Below are 20,049 nucleotides of genomic sequence, written 5' to 3'. Positions count from 1 at the left end.
CCCATGGCCGTGCCCCAGACGAAAGCGGAACTGCTTGATGCCATCGAGACGGGGTTCGCAAAGCTCAAGCGCGAACTCGACGGCATAGCGCCGGAGCGATTCGCCGAGCCTTCGCTCGACGGCCACGCCAAGGGCACGATGATCAGTGTGGGCGACCTCGTCGCCTACCTCACCGGCTGGGGCGAACTGGTGATCAAATGGATCGAACGGGACGAGCAAGGTCTACCCACAGATTTTCCGGAGACCGGATACAAGTGGAACGAACTCGGCCGGCTCGCGCAGAAATTCTATGGCGACTACCGGGCGCTTCCGCCCGCCGAACGCCTGTCGCGTCTCACAGCCAGCAAGAATAGATTGGTCGCGCTGATCGAGGCGCGCGATGACCAAGCGCTCTATGGTCAGGCGTGGTATGGGAAATGGCCGCTCGGCCGGATGATCCAGTTCAACACGTCCTCCCCCTATGCCAATGCGCGACGCCGTTTGCGCACGTGGAAGAAGGCCAAGGGAGCGGCCTAAAAGGCAAAGCGCGGCGAAAAGACCGGCCAAGCCTTGCCTTTCGCTGAAATATGCGTATAAGCGCGCTGTTCGAAATGCCCGGTCTTCTGGCTGGTGGCTGAACGGAGGGCCGGCTTCCTCGAGGGGAGCCGTTAGGATTGCAAGTCTTTCCGGCCTCCCGTGTCTCCGCTCTCGACCGTCTCGATACAACACTTTCTTGCCGGCTGTCCGCAGCCACTAAGAACAGTCGTTGAGGCTTAGCCGCCGATGTCCGGGCTGATTAACGCAAGAAAGGCAAGCCACAATGGCTCTTTATGAACACGTATTCCTGGCCCGCCAGGACATCACGCCCCAGCAGGTCGACGGTCTCGTCGAGCAGTACAAGGGCGTTCTCGAAGCAAACGGCGGCAAGGTCGGTCGCGTAGAGAACTGGGGCCTCAAGTCCCTCACCTACCGCATCAAGAAGAACCGCAAGGCTCACTACGTTCTTATGGACATCGACGCTCCGGCAGCGGCGGTTCACGAAATCGAACGTCAGATGCGCATCAACGAAGACGTCCTGCGCTACATGACGATCGCCGTCGAGAAGCACGAAGAAGGTCCGTCTGCCATGATGCAGAAGCGCGACCGCGACGACCGTCCGCGCCGCGATGGCGACCGTCCGGAGCGTGGCTTCGGCGACCGTGGTCCGCGTCCGGACCGTGGCGACCGCGAAGACCGCCCGCGTCGTCCGCGCGAAGACCGCGCGTAATCAAGAAGCTTTAGGAGATTAAAGACAATGGCTGAAGTTTCTTCCGCTCCGGTTCGTCGCCCGTTCCACCGTCGCCGCAAGACCTGCCCCTTCTCGGGTGCAAACGCTCCGCGGATCGACTACAAGGACATCCGTCTTCTGCAGCGCTACATTTCCGAGCGCGGCAAGATCGTTCCTTCCCGCATCACGGCCGTTTCCCAGAAGAAGCAGCGCGAACTCGCCCAGGCGATCAAGCGCGCCCGCTTCCTCGGCCTGCTGCCCTACGTCGTTTCGTAACAACGGCTGACCTTCCGTTGGTCGCCTGACTCAACGGAAACTGACTCTCGGGCAAGGCGCTCCCTTTACGTGACGCCTTGCCCTCTCCCTTCCGCGTTGGGCGCGGATCGGAACCCTCGTGTGGAAACACACAGAAATCCCATGTTGGGGCTGAGCCTTGGCCATCCCCTAACTGCACGAAGCAGGACAGCGAACGTGAATACCGTGAACAAGACATCGCTGCTAACAGGCGCTCTCGCCGGTGTTACCGCTGCCCTCCTGTCGATGGGCGCGAACACGCAGTCGTCGCTTGCGATCGTCCTCTATGCCGCGTCGGCGCTCCCCATTCTCATTGCCGGCCTCGGCTGGGGCAATGCAGCCGCAATCACGGCCATCATCAGTGCCGGCGCGACCGCTGCCGCTCTGATCTCGCCCTATTTCGCGCTGCTGATCCTGGTCGTAACGCTGATCCCGGCCGGCTGGCTCAGCCATCTCGCCAATCTTGCGCGCCCGGCGACGGAGCTCGGCGGCCCGGATGGCGCGCTTGCCTGGTATCCGCTTTCCGACATTCTCAGCCACCTCGCCGGCCTGGTGACCGCGGGCATGATCATCGTCGGCTTCATCGTCGGATACGATTCTGGTGTGTCCGACCGCATGGTCGACATCGTCATCGAGGCGGTGAAGGCACAGGAACCCCTCTACAACCCGGACGCAGCGGCGATTGCGCAGATCAAGTCGATCTTCACGCTGGCGCTGCCCCTCATCCAGGGCGCCGTCTGGGTGGTGATGCTGTTTACCGCCTATTACGTTGCCACCCGCATCGTGCAGATGTCGGGCAAGTCGTTGCGGCCGCGCGAGGACATTCCCTCGACGCTGCGGATGCACCGCAACGCGATCTTCATCTTTCTCGGCGGCCTCGTCCTGACCTTTTTGGGCGGAGCGCCTGCGACAGTCGGCGCACTCGTCTGCGGAACCTTCGGCGCGGGCTTCCTGCTTGCCGGTTTCGCGTCTTTCCATTTCCGCACGCGCGGCAAGTCCTGGCGGCTTCCCGTGCTGTGGATCGCATACCTGTCGGTGCTCGTGTTCACGATCCCGGCAATCTTCTTCCTCCTGACGGGACTGACCGATACGCGACGCACCATCGCGGTCACCCCGGTGGGAAAAAACTGACCTCACCAAACCTGAACTCTGAAAGGACAAGATCATGGAAGTCATTCTTCTCGAACGTATCGCCAAGCTCGGCCAGATGGGCGAAACCGTAAAGGTTCGCGACGGCTTCGCACGCAACTACCTGCTGCCGCTCGGCAAGGCACTGCGCGCCAACGCTGCCAACAAGACCCGCTTTGAATCCGAGCGCTCGACGCTCGAAGCCCGTAACCTCGAGCGCAAGTCGGAAGCCCAGAAGGTTGCCGAGAAGCTCGAAGGGAAGTCCTTCATCATCGTGCGTTCGGCTGGCGAAACCGGTCAGCTCTACGGTTCGGTTGCCGCTCGCGACATCGTCGACGTTCTGGCTGCAGAAGGCTTCAACATCGGCCGCAACCAGGTCGATCTGAACCACCCGATCAAGTCGATCGGCCTGCACAACGTTACGCTGCACCTGCATTCGGAAGTCGAAATCGCAGTTGCAGTCAACGTTGCCCGTTCGGCTGAAGAAGCTGAGCGCCAGGCAAAGGGCGAAAGCCTGACCTCGGCCGATGCCATCTACGGCGTTGACGAAGACGCGCTGAAGCCGGAAGACTTCTTCAACCCGGAAGCCGACTTCGACGGCGAAGAAGAATAAGCCTTACTGGCAATTCTGATTGAGAGAGCGCGGATTCCAGGATCCGCGCTTTTTCTTTTGCGCCGTCTAGGCTTCAGCTATGGGCAAGCTCGGCCACGGGGGCGGCGTTCTTGTCGACGCGCACGACGACGGAAAGGCCGGGCGACAGCAGATCGGCAAGCGGCTGGCCAGGATCGAGCGCGATCCGCACACCAACGCGCTGGGCGACCTTGGTGAAATTGCCGGTGGCATTGTCAGGACGGATGATGCTGAACTCGGAGCCGGCGGCCGGCGAGAAGCGTTCGATATGCCCGGTCAGCATGCTCTTCTGCAGCGCATCGACGGAAATAGTCACCGGCTGACCGGCCTTCATGCCATCGAGCTGCGTCTCCTTGAAATTCGCCAGTACCCACACGTCGTGCGGTACGACGAACAGCAATTGCGAGCCGGGCGTGACGTATTGGCCGAGGCGTGCGCCGATCTCGCCGAGCTTACCATCCCGCGGCGCAACAATCCGGGTGTTTTCGAGATCGATCCGTGCCAGTTCGACGGCGGCCTCGGCGCCGGCAACGGCGGCCTGCAGACCGGCGCGGGCACCGAGCGTGGTGGCCAGCGCCTGACGTGACACCTCCAGGCCGGCCTCCGCCTGATTGACAGCTGCTATCGCTTGCTCGAACGCGGCTTTCGACTGGTCTGCATCGCTGCGGGTCGAGATGCCCTTTTCCGCCAGCGGCCGGATTCTGCCCCAGGATGCCTCCGCTCTGTTAAGCGCCGCTTTCGCACTGTCCAATTGCGCTTCACTTGCCGCGATACCCGCCTTGGCCGACAGTTCCTGCTGACGTGAATTGGCAAGCGATGCCTTCTGGGCGGCAAGCGCAGCCTCAGCCTGTGCCAGCTTCTGGGCGTAGATGCGGTCGTCGATCTTGACGAGCAATTGGCCGGCCTTGACCTCCTCGTAGTCGTGCACCGGAACCTCGGCAACATAGCCGGACAGTTGCGGGCTCATGATCGTGAGATAGCCCCTGACATAGGCGTTCTCGGTCATCTCCACGGAGCTGTGGAACGGCGGCAGCCGCCAGGCATAGAGAACCAGGGTCAGGCCCGAGAGGCCGGCAAGCAGAACGATGATCGTCGTGGATGAGCGCAAAAATTTCAGCATGGTGATCAACTCTGTTCGTCAGGACGTGAGCGCGGTTGCGGGAGACGCCAGGTCCGCCGCAATCCGCTTGTAAAGAATATGCGCCAGCAGGCCGGCCAGCGCGCAAAGCGCGATGATCGACGCCAGCAGGAAGGCGTCGTTGTAGGCAAGAATGTTCGCCTCGCGGGTGACCTGCTGTCCGAGCAGCGCAACGCCCTCGCCGTCCAACAGGGTCCTGTCGCCGATCACTCGGCGATAGGCTCCAGCCAATTGGCTGATGCGCTGGGCAATGAGCGGATTCGACATCACCACCTGCTCGGCCAGTACATTGGAGTGAAACTTCTCGCGCAGGGTGACGAAACTTCCGAAGGCTGCGGTGCCGATCAGGCCGCCGATGCTCTGGGTGAAGAGAAAGATGACGATGAAGCTGAGGATGTAGCTCGGCCCCTTCATCAGCGCCGCCTTGAAGCCGCTGGACATGGCCGGCGGCAGAAAAAGTGCTGTTCCCCCGGCGATCATCGCCTGGCTCAGATACATCTGTTCGGGCCGCGTCAGATTTGTCGCCTGGCTGTCGATATAGGCGCCTGCAGCAAGCAGGCTCAGGGCCAGGATATGCACGAATTCGGCATGAGCAGGGTTCATAAGCGCTGCGCACAGGATGCCGCCAGCGATCGATGCGCCAAGAATGACCCAATAAAGCGTCGCGACCTGTTCGAACTGCAATCCAAGTAACTGGTAGAAGTTTGCCGCAATCGCCGACTGCTCGGAGGCGACCAGGCGAAAGACCAGCAGCACCGCGGTAAAATGCAGGATCTCCTTCGAGGCGAGCCATCGAATGTCGATCAGCGGCAACTCGCGATTGAGTTCGATCATCACCACCGCCGTCAGGGCCACGATGGCGACGGCCAGAAGCACGCCGAGCCAAGGCGCCTCGAACCACCAGTAGAGCCGGCCCATCGTCAGCACGATGGCAATGCAACCGAAGCCGATGGCGACCAGCAGGTAGCTGAGGATATCCGTTCTCTGGATCACCTTTGCATGCGGCACCGGAGTCAGTGGCATGAGATAAATAATCGGCAGGGCCATCAGCGCCAGCGCCATCTCAAGCGTATACAGCCCATGCCACTGCCCATACTCGATCAGTGTCGGCGAGATCAGCCGGGTGATCGGCGCCGAGATCGTTGTGCATGTCAGCGCCAGAGCAAGTCCGACCGTCAGCTTGCGCGCCGGCGGGAAGGCCTCCAGCATATAGAGGAAGCCGAGCGTCGACATGGGGGCAGCGGCAATGCCGCTGATGAAGCGAACAACGATCGCCGAATGGAGATCGGAAACGAAAACGTTCATCAACGAGACGATCACGAAACCGAGGATGCCGATTTCAGCGAAACGGCGCAGACCGTATTGTGCGCGGATCTTGACCAGCGCGATGGAGAGCGAAACATTCGGCGCCATGTAGGCCGCCGAGAGCCAGGCGGCCTCGATCGAGGTCGCCGAAAGTGATCCCTGAAGCTGGGTGAGATTGGCCAGTGCCAGGTTCATGCCCAGGCCCTGGGTCAGGAACAGCAGCGCCGAACAAACCACGTAGGTCGCTGACCTGGCAACGCTCACCGGCTGCGGCGCGGGCGGCGTCGCGACGCTCGGCGCCGGGAGCTGCGAGACTTCGTCTGCGCCTGCGGGCGCCGACGCATCGCCTTCGACGATGGCGGTCCGGTTGTCATTGGCTGCAGCGCTTGCGGCGGCACTCATCCCCATCATTCCTTCGCAAGCGATTGAACGTTGTCAGCGATGGTGCGGACCACCTTCAGCGCGGCAGCGACCTCGTCGGCGTCGACACCCAGCAGCACCTCTGCCCGGATTTCATCGGCAAGCCGCAGGATCTCGTCGGCGATCGTGCGCCCAAGCTCGGTCATGTGGACCTGCTTGGCCCGGCGGTCCGTCGCCTCGACCCGGCGCTCGATAAAGCCCTGTTTTTCCATGCCATCCAGGAGGCGTACGATCGTTGGCGTCTCGATGTCGAGCTCGTCGGCGAGCTCCCGCTGGTTCAAGCCATCCTTCTTCGTCAGCGCAAACAGCGCCCTCGCCCGTGGCAACGTCAGACCACGCTCCTTGACGCGGGCATCGAATACCGCCCGCAGCTTGCGATTGACCATCGCCAGGGCGTCGAACAATTCGCGATTCACGGTCGGTTGATACATAGTAACTTTTCCATATTAGTAGCATGCTAATTATATTGCTGCTATCTAATCCATCCTGCGGCTTTTTTCAAGATGCCGTTTTGAGCGCAGCGGCAAACAGCGATAGAATTGGCGCAATCGCGGGTCGCAGCGATTCGCAGCGTCAACGTCGTTTTTCATGCGAACTTTATTTTTTGTGCTTTTGCGACGTCAGCCTGTGGATCAGTCGAACAACGGGCATAGGCAACGGGTTGCAACACATGGCCAGCGACTGTGTCCCTCATGCACTTGACCCGCAGAGTCGCAGATATCAAACCGGGTGCACACCAGAAAAGGCAGAGACGAACCACCATGAACGACGCAGCGCGAAAGCTAGCCCCTATCGGCAAGGACCAGTCGGACCAGCATTATCGCGAGGCGCCGAACAACCTTGAAGCCGAACAGGCGCTGCTCGGCGCGATCCTCGTCAACAATGATGCGTTCTACCGTGTCTCGGATTTCCTGAAGCCGGTTCACCTGTTCGAACCGCTGCATCGCCGCATCTACGAAGTTGCCGGCGACATCATCCGCATGGGCAAGACCGCCAACCCGGTGACGATCAAGACCTTCCTGAAGGCCGACGACAAGGTCGGCGACCTGACGGTCGCGCAGTATCTAGCGCGCCTTGCCGCCGGCGCCGTCTCGATCATCAATGCGGAAGACTATGGTCGCGCCATCTACGACTTGGCGCTGCGCCGATCGCTGATCACCATCGGCGAGGACATGGTCAACATCGCCTTCGACGCGCCGCTCGACATGCCGCCGCAAGGCCAGATCGAGGATGCGGAACGGCGGCTGTTCGAACTTGCCGAAACCGGCCGCTACGACGGCGGCTTTCAATCCTTCAACGACGCGGTGGCGCTCGCGATCGACATGGCCGGCCAGGCCTTCGAGCGTGACGGCAGCCTGTCGGGCATTTCCACCGGCATCCTGTCGCTCGACGCCCGCATGGGCGGTCTGCAGCGCTCGGACTTGATCGTGCTCGCAGGACGCCCCGGCATGGGCAAGACTTCGCTTGCAACCAACATCGCCTACAACATCGCTGCCGCCTACGATCCGGAGGTCCAGGCGGACGGCTCGTTCAAGGCGAAGAACGGCGGCGTCGTCGGCTTCTACTCGCTCGAAATGTCGTCCGAACAGCTGGCCACCCGTATCATTTCCGAGCAGACCGAAGTCTCGTCCTCCAAGATCCGCCGCGGCGACATCTCCGAAGCCGATTTCGAAAAGCTCGTCGCCTGCTCGCAGATGATGCAGAAAGTGCCGCTGTTCATCGACCAGACCGGTGGTATCTCTATTGCCCAGCTCTCCGCCCGCGCCCGCCGCCTGAAGCGCCAGCGCGGCCTCGATTGCCTGGTGGTCGACTATATCCAGCTCATGACCGGCTCGGGCAAGTCGAGCGACAACCGCGTGCAGGAAATTACGCAGATCACCACCGGCCTGAAGGCGCTCGGCAAGGAGCTGAACGTACCGATCATCGCGCTGTCACAGCTCTCCCGTCAGGTGGAAAGCCGCGAAGACAAGCGCCCCCAGCTCTCCGACCTGCGTGAATCGGGCTCGATCGAGCAGGACGCCGACGTCGTGCTCTTCGTGTTCCGTGAGGAGTACTACGTCAAGAACCTCGAGCCCCGCGACGAGTTCGACCCGAAGTACGACGAGTGGAAGATGAAGATGGAGCAGGTGAAGGGCACGGCCGACGTGATCATCGCAAAGCAGCGTCACGGACCGACCGGTACGGTCAAGCTCGCCTTCCAGTCGGAATTCACCCGCTTTACCGATCTGGCCGATCCGTCGTTCACCCAGTACGAAGAACACTGAGAAAACTTGGGGGCGTCCTTACGCCCCCAAAGCCATTCTAAGGATCGCCACGGTGACGACGCCGGCCGCGACCGCGGCGAGCAACGGCAGGCGCACGGCAACAAGTGCAGTTACCACCGTCGCGATCGTTTCCGCCGGACCTGTGACCAGCGCCGTCGGCGCGATCACCGCCATCAACACCGCCGGCGGGATGGCCTCAAGCGCGCGCCTCTGTGTCTCGCCGATCGTTACGAACCGAATGAGCACCAGCCCGCCGATGCGGGTGGCGACAGTGGCGATCGCCATCGCGACGATGGCAAGAAGCATGTTCGGATCGACAGTCATGCGAGCGCCTCCTGACGACGGCCTGCAAGAAGCGCGACCGCGACCCCGGCGGCGGCACCGGCGGCGATGTACCAGACCCCAGGCAGAAGCTGATGCGTCAGCACTGCGGCAGCCGCACTGGCTGCCAGCACCGCTCCGGTCTCCCGGCCTTTCCAGAAGCCCATGACCAGCACGATAAAAACTGCCGGAAAAGCGAAGTCGAGCCCTGTCACTTTGGGATCGCCGAGGAAAGCGCCGAGCAAGGCGCCAGCAAGACTGGTCGACACCCACACGAGATAAAAGGGCACCGCCAGTCCTGCAAACCACGCGGGCGTGAGCTTGCCCTCTTTCGCCCGCATCTCCGCCATCGCCCAGATCTCGTCTGCGAGCAGAAGCATCGAGGCGTATTTCGCCGGGCCCGAGAACCCTTGCAGCTTTCCGCCGAGCGACGCGCTCATCAGCACGTGTCTGACATTGACGAGCAGGGCCGAAAACGCGAGCGCTGCCCAGGAGGCCGGATGCGTCCAGATATCCATCGCCACGAATTGCGAGCCGCCGGCAAAAACCAGCGCGCTCATCAACGTCACTTCAGCGCCCGAAAGCCCCTTGCCAGCGGCAACCGCGCCGAACACCAGCCCGATCGGCATGACAGCCACGATCAGCGGCGCCATCGCCATGGCCCCGGCTCTAAAGTCTGGAAGGAATCCCGTATCGCTCAATGCTCTTGTCTCCCGATCGATGACGAATGGAGGACATTTAGGTTCGGCCGAGCGGGCCGTATTGAACGAAAGTGATCAACCGGCGCGAAAGGCGCCAGGCGTCACGCCGGTTCGTGCCTTGAAGTGCCGGGTAAAGTGCGCCTGATCGGCAAAGCCGCATTGATAGGCGGTATCGACCGCCGACCAGCCGTGCCGCAGCAGCGTCTTTGCCGCCCGCACGCGCTTGTCGGTGAGGAAGGCATGCGGCGTGATGTGAAACTGCCGCCGGAAAGCCCGGATCAGATGCGCGCGACTGAGGCCGGCGACCCTCGCCAGCTCCTCCAGGCCGATATCTTCAGCGTAGTTCTCGGTCAGATAGTCGCGGGCCTGCTGAACCGCAGACTGTTCCTTCGTGTCGACCGGCGCGATGATCGAACTGCCGTGCCGCTCGAACATCGTGGCAAGCACGCCGAACATGCGTTCCTCGGCTTCGAGGGCGCCGGTCGCATGCTCAAGGGCCTTGTGCGCGTGGTAGAATGATTGGGCTAAATCAGGGTCGCGCAGCATACGCTTTGAAAAGGACGGCGTTCCCTGGAACGCACGCCCGGTGACGTCTTCCAGGATGTTCACCAACAGGTCGGTGCTTGGATAGACCATACGGTAGCGGTAGCCACTCCCGCCTGGGTGACCGTCGTGGATCTCGTCTGGATTGATGAGGTAGAAATCGCCTGGGCCCGCTTGCGATCTTTCACCCCTGATCTTGCTGATTTGCGATCCAGCTTCGATCGCGCCGATACTGAATGTGTCGTGCGCGTGCGGCGCAAACTCGTGCGTGATGAAGGTCGCGGTCAGACATTCCATGCCATCGAACCTGGGGTCCCGCCAGAAGCGGGTCCGCTCCGCGCCCTCCAGCGGCATGGTATCAAGAGCTTGTTCCTGCGAAATCGTGTGCATGGGGCAATCCTAGCGTCCGCAACGGCAACCGTCTTGCACAAAAGTGCTCTTCGCTACTACCTCCCGACCGAATGCCGCCATGCCGCAGGACGGCATTTGCGGGCGAGGATGGTTGACTGTATTGCTCTTTGATCGTCCACGCAGAGTGTCAGGCATGCTCAGTTCAGAATTTCTCTCCGCCTCCAACCGGCTCACGATCGACCTCAACGCATTGGCAGACAACTGGCGTTCGATGAATGCCCGCTCGGGCAAGGCACGCGCCGCCGCGGTGCTGAAGGCCGATGCCTACGGCCTTGGCATCGAGGGGGCCGCGCCTGCGCTTTACGCCGCCGGCGCCCGCGATTTCTTCGTCGCCAATGCGGAGGAAGGCGCCGACCTGCGACCCCTGTTGCCCGAAGCCCGGATCTACATCCTGGCCGGCATGTGGCCCGGCAACGAGCCGATGTTCTTCGACAACGATCTGGTGCCGGTGATCAATTCCGAGGAGCAACTGGCCGTTTTCATGGCAGCGCTGTCCGAGCGCGGCGACCATCCTTGCGTGCTGCATGTCGATACCGGCATGAACCGGCTGGGGTTGTCGGTCGAGGAGGCCGTTGCTCTTGCCAACGATCCGGCGCGCCCTGCCAGCTTTTCGCCCGTCCTGATCATGAGCCATCTCGCCTGCGCCGACGACCCGGACAACCCGCTCAACGGTTACCAGCTCAACCGTTTCCGCGAAGCCACGGCCGCATTCGAGGGCGTCGACGCGAGCCTTGCCAACTCCGGTGGCGTGTTTCTGGGCAGCGACTATCACTTCGACCTGACGCGCCCGGGCATTGCCGTCTATGGCGGCGAAGCGGTCAATGACGTTGCCAATCCGATGAAGCCGGTGGTGACGGCCGAAGCCCGGATCCTTCAGGTGCGCACTGTCGCCTCCGGTGGTCACGCAAGTTACGGCGCGTCCGCCCGTTTCAATCGCGACAGTCGCATCGCGACAGTTGCTGTCGGTTATGCCGACGGCTACCACCGGTCTGTCTCAGGCGGTGGCGTGACACTCAGGCAAGCAACGCCTTCGGGCGCCTTCGGCTTCCTGCACGGCCAGAAGGTGCCGCATGTCGGCCGGGTGACGATGGACCTCAGCCTCTTCGACGTGACCGACCTTCCGGAAAACGCTGTTCGGGCGGGCGACTATATCGAGCTTTTCGGCCGGCATATCGCCGTGGACGATGTGGCGCGCGCCGGCGGCACGATCGGCTACGAGATGCTGACGAGCCTCGGCCACCGCTACGAACGTCACTACGTCGGCGCCGTCTGAGGCGACCTTCACACGGATACTTTACAGTCCGTCGCCGAAAATCACCTTTTGTTCCGCGTTTCGCGGCATTATGTGGAGGCAAAAGTGATTCTCTGATCACCGGCCGCATCGCCGTTGGCGATGCGCTGAAGTTTCCGCACTGTGAAAGTTACATCCGATGGCGAAAGCCCGCACCCAATTCGTCTGCCAGAACTGCGGCACTATCCATACCCGCTGGGCCGGCAAGTGCGAGGGCTGCGGCGAATGGAACACGATCATCGAAGACGACCCGACCGCAGGTATCGGCGGAGGCCCTTCGCGTGCGCCGAAAAAGGGGCGCCCCGTCGCACTCACCACGCTATCCGGCGAAATCGAGGACGCCCCGCGCATCCAGACCGGCATATCCGAGCTTGATCGCGCGACCGGCGGCGGCTTCGTTCGCGGCTCCGCTTTGCTCATCGGTGGCGATCCCGGCATCGGCAAATCGACGGTGCTGATGCAGGCGGCAGCCGCCCTTGCCCGCCAGAAGCACCGCGTCATCTACGTCTCCGGGGAAGAGGCCGTCGCCCAGGTGCGCCTGCGCGCCCAGCGGCTGGGTGCCGCCGACAGCGATGTGCTGCTCGCGGCCGAAACCAATGTCGAAGACATTCTGGCAACGCTTGCCGAGGGCAAGCGCCCCGATCTCGTCATCATCGACTCGATCCAGACGCTCTGGAGCGACATCGTCGATTCGGCCCCCGGCACGGTCACCCAGGTGCGCACCGGCGTGCAGGCGATGATCCGTTTTGCCAAGCAGACGGGCACCGCCGTCGTGCTCGTCGGCCACGTCACCAAGGAAGGCCAGATCGCCGGCCCCCGCGTCGTCGAGCACATGGTCGATGCGGTGCTCTATTTCGAAGGTGATCGCGGCCATCACTACCGCATCCTCAGAACAGTGAAGAACCGCTTTGGACCCACCGACGAGATCGGCGTCTTCGAGATGTCGGACAAGGGGCTGCGCGAGGTCGCCAACCCATCGGAATTGTTCCTCGGCGAGCGCAACGAGAAATCGCCCGGTGCTGCCGTCTTTGCCGGAATGGAGGGCACGCGGCCGATCCTGGTCGAAGTGCAGGCGCTGGTGGCGCCGACCTCGCTCGGCACGCCGCGCCGCGCCATCGTCGGCTGGGACTCGGCTCGCCTTTCCATGATCCTTGCCGTACTCGAAGCCCATTGCGGCGTGAGGCTCGGCCAGCACGACGTCTACCTCAACATCGCCGGCGGCTACCGGATTTCCGAGCCTGCCGCCGACCTGGCCGTGGCTTCCGCACTGGTTTCGTCGCTTGCCGGGCTTGCCCTTCCGGCTGATTGCGTCTATTTCGGCGAAGTCAGCTTGTCGGGCGCCATCCGGCCGGTTGCGCATACCGCTCAACGCCTCAAGGAAGCCGAGAAACTCGGTTTCTCGCAGGCTGTTCTGCCTGCTGCCTCGACCGAATTGCCGAAAAATGGCAATGGCCGGTGGAGCGAGCTGGAAAGCCTGCCGGATCTGGTGGCGCGCATCGCGGGATCGCGAAACGCGCTGAGGCCGGCAGAGGACGCAGATTGAAGGTGCGGGTGCTGCAAGCGGCTCCACGAGGCGGCTTCTGAGCAGGCTCACAACAATGCCCTGGATATCAGGCAGGGCCGACGGCGGATAGGCTTGAGGAGACCCGGACGAACCGGGTTCGGAGTAAGGACAAAATGCCCATTACAATTCTCGACGGTATCGTTCTCGGCGTCGCGCTGTTTTCAGCAATCCTGGCCATGGTACGAGGCTTCTCGCGCGAGGTCCTGTCGGTTGCAAGCTGGGTGGGCGCTGCGGCAGCGGCCTACTTCCTCTACCCGCACCTCTTGCCCTATGCCAAGCAATACACCAGCAGCGATACGGTCGCGCTGATCGGCTCGGCGGCGGTGATCTTCCTGGTCGCGCTCATCATCATTTCCTTCATCACCATGCGGATTGCCGATTTCATCATCGACAGCCGCATAGGCGCGCTCGACCGCACGCTCGGCTTTCTCTTCGGGGCCGCACGCGGCATCCTGCTCGTGGTTGTCGCCATGCTGTTCTTCAACTGGCTGGTCGCTCCGCAGCAGCAGCCGGGTTGGGTTACACAGGCGAAGTCCAAGCCGCTGCTCGACAATCTCGGCAACAAGCTGATCGCGCTCCTGCCCGAGGAAGCCGACGCCACCATCCTCGACCGCCTGCGCGGCAAGGACACGACTGGTGAAGGCGAAGGCGAGACCCCGGCCGGCACGCCCGGACAGGCACCGTCGGGTTCGCCCGACCAGGCGCCGGTTGACGACGCCCCGGCCACCAACGGCTGAGACATGGAAAAACTGCCGACAAAGCCCGCTGCGCGGGCTTTGTCCTTTTGGGAATAACGCTTGTGTCCGTTTTCAGCTAATATCGCTTGAAGACGGCGGGCCTGATCACGATATGCGCACCGGCACGGAGCAAAGGCGACTGTGATGACCGATCTGAGATCCAAGGAAATCCATGACGAAATCGATGGCGATACCCTGCACGAAGAGTGCGGTGTGTTCGGCATCCTGGGGCATCCGGATGCCGCGGCGCTGACGGCGCTCGGCCTGCACGCGCTCCAGCATCGCGGCCAGGAGGCCGCCGGTATCGTCACCTTCGACGGCAAGCAGTTCTGCACCGAAAAGCGCATGGGCCTGGTCGGTGATCACTACACAGACCCCGCGACCCTCGCAAAGCTACCGGGCTTCATGTCCATCGGCCATACGCGCTACTCGACGACAGGCGAAGTGGCGCTGCGCAACGTCCAGCCGCTGTTTGCCGAATTGCATGAAGGCGGCATTGCGATCGCCCATAACGGCAACTTCACCAACGGCCTGACGCTGCGCCGCCAGATCATCTCGGACGGCGCCATCTGTCAGTCGACGTCGGATACCGAAGTGGTCCTTCACCTCATCGCCCGCTCAAAGCACGCTTCGACCACCGACCGCTTCGCCGATGCGATCGCGCAGGTCGAAGGCGGCTACTCGATGCTGGCGCTGACCCGAACCAAGCTGATTGCCGCCCGCGACCCGCACGGCATCCGTCCGCTCGTCATGGGCGAACTTGATGGCAAGCCGATCTTCTGCTCGGAGACCTGCGCACTCGACATCATCGGCGCCAAGTTCGTGCGCGACGTCGAGAATGGCGAAATCATCATCTGCGAGATCCAGGCCGACGGATCGATCTCGATCGATGCCCGCAAGCCGGTTGCCCCGCAGCCGGAGCGGCTCTGCCTGTTCGAATACGTTTACTTCGCCCGTCCGGATTCCGTCGTCGGCGGCCGCAACGTCTATGTCGCACGCAAGAACATGGGGCAGAATCTCGCAAAGGAAGCGCCGGTTGAAGCCGATGTCGTCGTGCCGGTTCCCGATGGCGGCACGCCCGCTGCGATCGGCTACGCGCAGCAGAGCGGCATTCCCTTCGAGCTTGGCATCATCCGCAACCATTATGTCGGCCGCACCTTCATCGAGCCGACCCAGCAGATCCGCGCCTTCGGCGTCAAGCTGAAGCACTCGGCCAACCGTGCGATGATCGAGGGCAAGCGTGTCGTGCTCGTCGACGATTCGATCGTGCGCGGGACGACCTCGGTCAAGATCGTTCAGATGATCCGCGATGCCGGTGCCCGCGAAGTGCATGTGCGCGTCGCCAGCCCGATGATCTTCCACCCGGATTTCTATGGCATCGACACGCCGGATCGCGACAAGCTGCTCGCCAACCAGCATGCGGACCTCGCCTCCATGTGCCGCTTCATCGGTGCTGACTCTCTCGAGTTCCTGTCGATTGACGGCCTCTACGAAGCCGTCGGCGGTATCAAGCGCGATCCCAAGTCGCCGCAGTTCACCGATCACTATTTCACCGGGGACTATCCGACCCGCCTTCTCGACCAGGAAGGCGCCAGCAATGTCCGCAAACTCTCGGTTCTCGCCAGCAACGGATAATCAGACAATAAAATGACGATCAATTTGAAAGACCGGGTCGCCGTCGTCACCGGCGCATCGCGCGGTATCGGCTATTTCACGGCCCTCGAACTCGCCAAGGCTGGCGCCCATGTCGTCGCCTGCGCCCGCACCGTTGGCGGCCTCGAAGAGCTTGATGACGCGATCAAGGCGGTTGGCGGCTCGGCGACCCTCGTTCCCTTCGACCTTGCCGACATGGCCGCAATCGACAAGCTCGGCGGCGCCATCAACGAGCGCTGGGGCAAGCTCGACATCATGGTCGCCAATGCCGGTGTGCTCGGCACCATCTCGCCGATCGGCCATGTCGAGGCCAAGGTGTTCGAGAAGGTCATGAACATCAACGTCAACGCGACCTGGCGGCTGATCCGCACGCTCGAACCGTTGCTGATCAAGTCCGATGCCGGACGTGCGCTTATCCTTTCTTCAAGCGCCGCCCACAAGTGCAAGCCGTTCTGGGGCCCCTACTCCGCCTCCAAGGCCGCCGTCGAGGCGCTCGCGCGGACCTGGGCCGGCGAGACGCAGCGTCTGCCGCTGCGCATCCTCTGCGTTGATCCGGGCGCTACCCGCACCGCCATGCGCGCCCAGGCGATGCCTGGAGAGGACCCGGAAACCGTGCCGCATCCCTCCGAAGTCGCAGCCAAGCTCCTGCCGCTGCTCGGCCCGGACCAGACCGAGACCGGCAAGCTCTACATCGTTCGCGAAAACAAGATCGCCGACTACCGCCTGCCGGAGTAACGATCACCACATCGCCAAAACCAGAAAGGCCACCGTGTTTCCACGGTGGCCTTTGTTTTTGCGCTGACAGTCAGCTTCAGTCGACCTTGTCGCCCGGCAGGCCGTCGCCGCCATGGGCAGGATGGGCAGGCCAGTCGCCGCCGTACTTGCGCTGCCAGGAGCGCGCGCCGAACGGAAGCGTGATCAGATAACCGAGAGCGGTCACCGCCATCGTCTCCCATGTGTAGGTCATCAGTGTCGCGACATAGAACACGACGACGAGAATGACCGGCAGCACCAGATCGCGGCGCACGCGGCTTTCCGACTTGCCCGACCAGACCGGCAGACGGCTGACGAGCAGGAAGGCGATCAGTACGGTGTAGCCGGACGCAATCAGCGCCATGGTGCGCTCAGGCGCCAGGCCCAGCAGGCCGAGATAGACCGGCAACAGCACCAGCATGGCGCCGGCCGGCGCAGGCACGCCGACGAAATACTCCGATTGCCACGCCGCCTTGGACTGGCGCTCGGCCATCACATTAAATCGCGCCAGCCGCAGACCGCAGGCGATCGCGTAGACCAACGCCGCAATCCAGCCGATCGAACGAGCCTGATCGAGGATGAAGACGTAGAGAACCAGCGCCGGCGCTACGCCGAAGTTGATGATATCGGCAAGCGAATCCATCTGGCCGCCGAAATTCGACGTCGCCTTCAACAGGCGGGCGACGCGGCCGTCGATGCCGTCGAGAAAGGCCGCAAGCAGCACCATGGCAACGGCGAGCTCGATGCGGTTCTCAAAGGCGAGCCGGATGCCGGAGAGACCCGCGCAGATCGCGAGCACGGTGATCATGTTCGGGATCATCAGGCGCAGCGGTATTTCGCGCAGTCGCGGTCCGCGACCGGTGTCATTGGAACCGTTGGCGTCACCCGCCACTTGCGGCGGTTCGGCTGGGTTTTCCTGTTGAGGACCTTCCATAGGGGCTCCTTATGCGCGACGGCTGATGACCGGGCCCTTGGCCGAACCGAATTCGGCAAGCACGGTTTCACCGGCAATCGCGGTCTGGCCAAGGCTGACGCGTGGTTCGACACCCTCCGGCAGGAAGACGTCAAGGCGCGAGCCGAAGCGGATGAGGCCGAAGCGCTCGCCGGCGTCGAGCGATGCGTTTTCATACTTCCAGCACATGATGCGGCGGGCAACGAGACCGGCAATCTGTACGACGCCGATTTCGCCGTGCTTTGTCTGGATGACGAGGCCATTGCGCTCGTTCTCGTGGCTGGCCTTGTCAAGCTCGGCGTTGACGAACTTGCCGGCGCGGTAGGCGATGCGGCGGATGGTGCCGGTCATCGGCGCCCGGTTCACGTGGCAATTGAAAACGTTCATGAACACCGAAATGCGCAGCATCGGCTCGGAACCGAGACCCAGCTCTTCCGGCGGCGTCACCATGGCGATCGACGAAACGCGGCCGTCAGCCGGGCTGATCACCAGATCGTCGTCGATCGGCGTCATGCGCTCGGGATCACGGAAGAAGTAGGCGCACCAGGCGGTGAGCAGAAAGCCGATCCACATCAACGGCTCCCACAGGAAGCCCAGCACCAGCGACACGACGAAGAAGATCGCGATGAAGCGATAGCCTTCCTTGTGCACCGGGACCAGCGTGTTGCGCACCGTATTGACCAAGCTCATGAACTCTACTCCAGATTTGCTGTGGAACGTGACCTAGCGCGAAATGCCGCCCGCGGCAACGTCGCCCGCCCGACAGCGACAATACGCGTCGTGATCAGCCAATGCGCATGCCGTCATAGCGCCGGCTCGCCACGCGTGACGATGCCCAGATCATCACTCTCGCGTACACGCTTCAATTGCTCTTCCGCCTGGGTCGCCTCACGCTGGCGGCTCCACATGGAAGCATAAAGTCCGCTGCGATCGATCAGTTCCCCGTGCGTGCCCCGCTCGGCAATGACGCCATCCTTCAGCACGATGATCTCGTCGGCATTGATCACCGTCGAAAGCCGATGAGCGATGACCAGCGTCGTCCGGTTGCGGGATACGACATCGAGCGCCGACTGGATTTCCTGTTCTGTGCGGGTGTCCAGCGCAGAGGTTGCTTCATCGAGAATAAGGATCGGCGGCGCCTTCAGGATCGTACGGGCAATGGCAACACGCTGCTTTTCGCCGCCGGAAAGCTTCAGTCCACGCTCGCCGACCATCGCCTGGAAGCCTTCGGGAAGCGATTGGATGAAGTTAGCGATCTGTGCCGCCTCCGCCGCAGCCACCACCTCTTCCTCACTCGCCGACACACGCCCGTAACGAATATTGTAGGCGATGGTGTCGTTGAACAGGACCGTATCCTGCGGCACCATGCCGATGACCGCGCGCAGGCTCTTCTGTGTCACATCGCGCACGTCCTGCCCGTCGATGGTGATCGTGCCCTGCTGCACGTCGTAGAAGCGATAGAGAAGCCGCGAAAGCGTCGATTTTCCGGCGCCCGAAGGGCCGACGACGGCAACGGTCTTGCCGGCCGGAACCTCGAAGCTGATGCCCTTGAGGATCGGCCGCTTTGGATCATAGGCGAAGTGCACGTCCTTGAAGGCGATTGCGCCGCTGGCAATGGCAAGCTGGCGCGCATCCGGGCGGTCAACCACTTCGGCTTCCACGTCGAGCAGATCGAACATGTGTTCAATGTCGGTCAGGCCCTGACGGATCTCGCGATAGACGAAACCGATGAAATTGAGCGGAATGGCCAGCTGGATCAGCATGGCGTTGATGAAGACGAAGTCGCCTAGGGTCTGTTCGCCGCGCTGCACGGCAAGCGCGGACATGATCATCATGACGGCGGTGCCCGCACCAAAGATCATCGCCTGGCCGAAGTTGAGCCAGCCGAGCGAGGTCCAGACCTGGGTCGCCGCCTTCTCATAGCGTTCCATGGATCTGTCGAAGCGCTTGGCTTCCATCTCTTCGTTGCCGAAATACTTGACGGTCTCGAAGTTCAGTAGCGAGTCGATGGCCTTGGTATTGGCGTCGGTGTCGCTGTCGTTCATGGAGCGACGGATGGCGATGCGCCAGTCGCTCGCCTTGACCGTGAACCAGATGTAGAGACAGACGGTGATGGCCGTGACCAGCAGGTAGCTGAAACCGTAGCCCCACCAGAAGATCACCGCGGTCAGCAGGAATTCGATCAGCGTCGGAACGCTGTTCAGAATGGTGAAGCGAACGATCGTTTCGATGCCCTTGGTGCCGCGCTCGATCACCCGGGACAGGCCGCCGGTGCGGCGTTCCAGGTGAAAGCGCAACGACAGCTGGTGCATATGCACGAAGGTCTTGTAAGCGAGCTGGCGAACCGCATGCTGGCCGACGCTGGCAAACAGCGCGTCACGCAGCTGGTTGAGCCCCGCCTGCAACAGGCGCGCAAGGTTGTAGGCAAGCACCAGCATGACCGCGCCGCCGAGGAACTGCGGCAGAAAGCCCAGCGCGTCCGGCTTGTTGTTCAGCGCATCCGTCGCCCATTTGAAGAAATAGGGAACGAGGATCAGCACGACCTTGGCAATCACCAGAATGATCGTCGCCCAGACGACCCGCAGCTTCAGATCGGCTCGATCCGAAGGCCACATATAGGGCCACAGGTTGACGATGGTCCGAAACGGGTTGCTCGTATCGGCGGAAATCGTCTTCGTCTGGTTCGCAGGTGCCACG

20 protein-coding genes are annotated in these 20,049 nt (G+C 62.4%); 11 read left to right on the top strand and 9 right to left on the bottom strand.

Features of this window, described 5'->3' with window-relative positions; translation table 11 throughout:
* The first annotated feature begins 3 nt into the window (after positions 1-3).
* The 5 genes from HT585_RS05680 to rplI all read left to right on the top strand — a co-directional run bounded on the left by HT585_RS05680 (position 4) and on the right by rplI (position 3,281).
* Positions 4-516 (top strand): ClbS/DfsB family four-helix bundle protein, encoded by a 513-nt coding sequence (locus tag HT585_RS05680; RefSeq protein WP_176351974.1) that lies wholly within the window; start codon positions 4-6, stop codon positions 514-516.
* Positions 517-799: 283 nt separating this feature from the next.
* Positions 800-1,246, top strand: a complete 447-nt coding sequence (gene rpsF, locus HT585_RS05675) for a 30S ribosomal protein S6 (RefSeq protein ID WP_025426449.1) — start codon at positions 800-802, stop codon at positions 1,244-1,246.
* A 27-nt stretch (positions 1,247-1,273) separates the two neighbouring features.
* Positions 1,274-1,522, top strand: a complete 249-nt coding sequence (gene rpsR / locus HT585_RS05670) for a 30S ribosomal protein S18 (protein WP_025426448.1) — start codon at positions 1,274-1,276, stop codon at positions 1,520-1,522.
* A 195-nt stretch (positions 1,523-1,717) separates the two neighbouring features.
* A complete protein-coding gene (locus HT585_RS05665) occupies positions 1,718-2,671 on the top strand; it encodes a DUF2232 domain-containing protein (RefSeq protein WP_176351973.1) in 954 nt (317 codons plus the stop codon).
* Positions 2,672-2,705: 34 nt separating this feature from the next.
* A complete protein-coding gene (rplI, locus tag HT585_RS05660; RefSeq protein ID WP_176351972.1) occupies positions 2,706-3,281 on the top strand; it encodes a 50S ribosomal protein L9 in 576 nt (191 codons plus the stop codon).
* Between the two features lie 73 nt (positions 3,282-3,354).
* Here the strand turns inward: rplI and HT585_RS05655 are convergent, their stop codons facing one another.
* Genes HT585_RS05655 through HT585_RS05645 form a run of 3 tightly spaced genes read right to left on the bottom strand, consistent with a single transcriptional unit; the run spans position 3,355 to position 6,593 of the window.
* Positions 3,355-4,419 (bottom strand): HlyD family secretion protein, encoded by a 1,065-nt coding sequence (locus HT585_RS05655; RefSeq protein WP_176351971.1) that lies wholly within the window; start codon positions 4,417-4,419, stop codon positions 3,355-3,357.
* 18 nt (positions 4,420-4,437) lie between these two features.
* On the bottom strand, positions 4,438-6,144 hold the full coding sequence (locus HT585_RS05650; RefSeq protein ID WP_176351970.1) for an MFS transporter: 1,707 nt from the start codon (positions 6,142-6,144) through the stop codon (positions 4,438-4,440).
* 5 nt (positions 6,145-6,149) lie between these two features.
* Positions 6,150-6,593 carry a MarR family winged helix-turn-helix transcriptional regulator gene (locus HT585_RS05645; protein WP_176351969.1) on the bottom strand — a complete coding sequence of 148 codons (444 nt, stop codon included), beginning with the start codon at positions 6,591-6,593 and terminating at the stop codon, positions 6,150-6,152.
* Between the two features lie 330 nt (positions 6,594-6,923).
* On the opposite strand from HT585_RS05645, the gene HT585_RS05640 reads away from it, so the two are divergent.
* Complete coding sequence (locus HT585_RS05640; protein ID WP_115420622.1) at positions 6,924-8,426, top strand: replicative DNA helicase; 1,503 nt, start codon at positions 6,924-6,926, stop codon at positions 8,424-8,426.
* An 18-nt stretch (positions 8,427-8,444) separates the two neighbouring features.
* On the opposite strand, the gene HT585_RS05635 is transcribed toward HT585_RS05640, so the two are convergent.
* The 3 genes from HT585_RS05635 to HT585_RS05625 form a co-directional block, all read right to left on the bottom strand.
* Positions 8,445-8,750, bottom strand: a complete 306-nt coding sequence (locus tag HT585_RS05635) for an AzlD family protein (RefSeq protein WP_176351968.1) — start codon at positions 8,748-8,750, stop codon at positions 8,445-8,447.
* Positions 8,747-9,400, bottom strand: coding sequence for an AzlC family ABC transporter permease (locus HT585_RS05630; RefSeq protein WP_176352200.1), 654 nt, complete (start codon positions 9,398-9,400; stop codon positions 8,747-8,749). Before HT585_RS05630 ends, HT585_RS05635 begins: the two co-directional genes overlap by 4 nt.
* 123 nt (positions 9,401-9,523) lie before the next feature.
* Positions 9,524-10,381 carry an AraC family transcriptional regulator gene (locus HT585_RS05625; RefSeq protein WP_176351967.1) on the bottom strand — a complete coding sequence of 286 codons (858 nt, stop codon included), beginning with the start codon at positions 10,379-10,381 and terminating at the stop codon, positions 9,524-9,526.
* A gap of 154 nt (positions 10,382-10,535) precedes the next feature.
* Here HT585_RS05625 and alr point away from each other — a divergent pair, with 154 nt between their 5' ends.
* The 5 genes from alr (at position 10,536) to HT585_RS05600 (ending at position 16,382) form a co-directional block, all read left to right on the top strand.
* Positions 10,536-11,675 carry an alanine racemase gene (alr, locus tag HT585_RS05620; RefSeq protein ID WP_176351966.1) on the top strand — a complete coding sequence of 380 codons (1,140 nt, stop codon included), beginning with the start codon at positions 10,536-10,538 and terminating at the stop codon, positions 11,673-11,675.
* A gap of 157 nt (positions 11,676-11,832) precedes the next feature.
* Entirely contained in the window at positions 11,833-13,236 is a 1,404-nt protein-coding gene (radA, locus tag HT585_RS05615) for a DNA repair protein RadA (RefSeq protein WP_025426437.1), read from the top strand.
* Positions 13,237-13,370: 134 nt separating this feature from the next.
* The gene (locus HT585_RS05610) at positions 13,371-13,994 is read left to right on the top strand and encodes a CvpA family protein (protein WP_077498713.1); all 624 of its coding nucleotides are present in this window, start codon (positions 13,371-13,373) and stop codon (positions 13,992-13,994) included.
* A gap of 144 nt (positions 13,995-14,138) precedes the next feature.
* Positions 14,139-15,629: an amidophosphoribosyltransferase gene (gene purF / locus HT585_RS05605; protein WP_176351965.1), complete on the top strand. Its 1,491-nt coding sequence runs from the start codon at positions 14,139-14,141 to the stop codon at positions 15,627-15,629.
* 12 nt (positions 15,630-15,641) lie between these two features.
* A complete protein-coding gene (locus HT585_RS05600; protein WP_176351964.1) occupies positions 15,642-16,382 on the top strand; it encodes an SDR family NAD(P)-dependent oxidoreductase in 741 nt (246 codons plus the stop codon).
* A 76-nt stretch (positions 16,383-16,458) separates the two neighbouring features.
* On the opposite strand, the gene pssA is transcribed toward HT585_RS05600, so the two are convergent.
* The 3 genes from pssA to HT585_RS05585 form a co-directional block, all read right to left on the bottom strand.
* Positions 16,459-17,334 (bottom strand): CDP-diacylglycerol--serine O-phosphatidyltransferase, encoded by an 876-nt coding sequence (gene pssA / locus HT585_RS05595; RefSeq protein WP_176351963.1) that lies wholly within the window; start codon positions 17,332-17,334, stop codon positions 16,459-16,461.
* Positions 17,335-17,343: 9 nt separating this feature from the next.
* Positions 17,344-18,042, bottom strand: coding sequence for a phosphatidylserine decarboxylase (locus HT585_RS05590; RefSeq protein WP_176351962.1), 699 nt, complete (start codon positions 18,040-18,042; stop codon positions 17,344-17,346).
* A 113-nt stretch (positions 18,043-18,155) separates the two neighbouring features.
* The gene (locus HT585_RS05585; protein WP_176351961.1) at positions 18,156-20,048 is read right to left on the bottom strand and encodes an ATP-binding cassette domain-containing protein; all 1,893 of its coding nucleotides are present in this window, start codon (positions 20,046-20,048) and stop codon (positions 18,156-18,158) included.
* Position 20,049: the final 1 nt, after the last annotated feature.

The organism is Ensifer oleiphilus, from assembly GCF_013371465.1.
Lineage (GTDB): Bacteria > Pseudomonadota > Alphaproteobacteria > Rhizobiales > Rhizobiaceae > Ensifer > Ensifer oleiphilus.
Note: the sequence above shows the minus strand (reverse complement) of the source record. Positions and strands in the feature narration are given on the sequence as shown.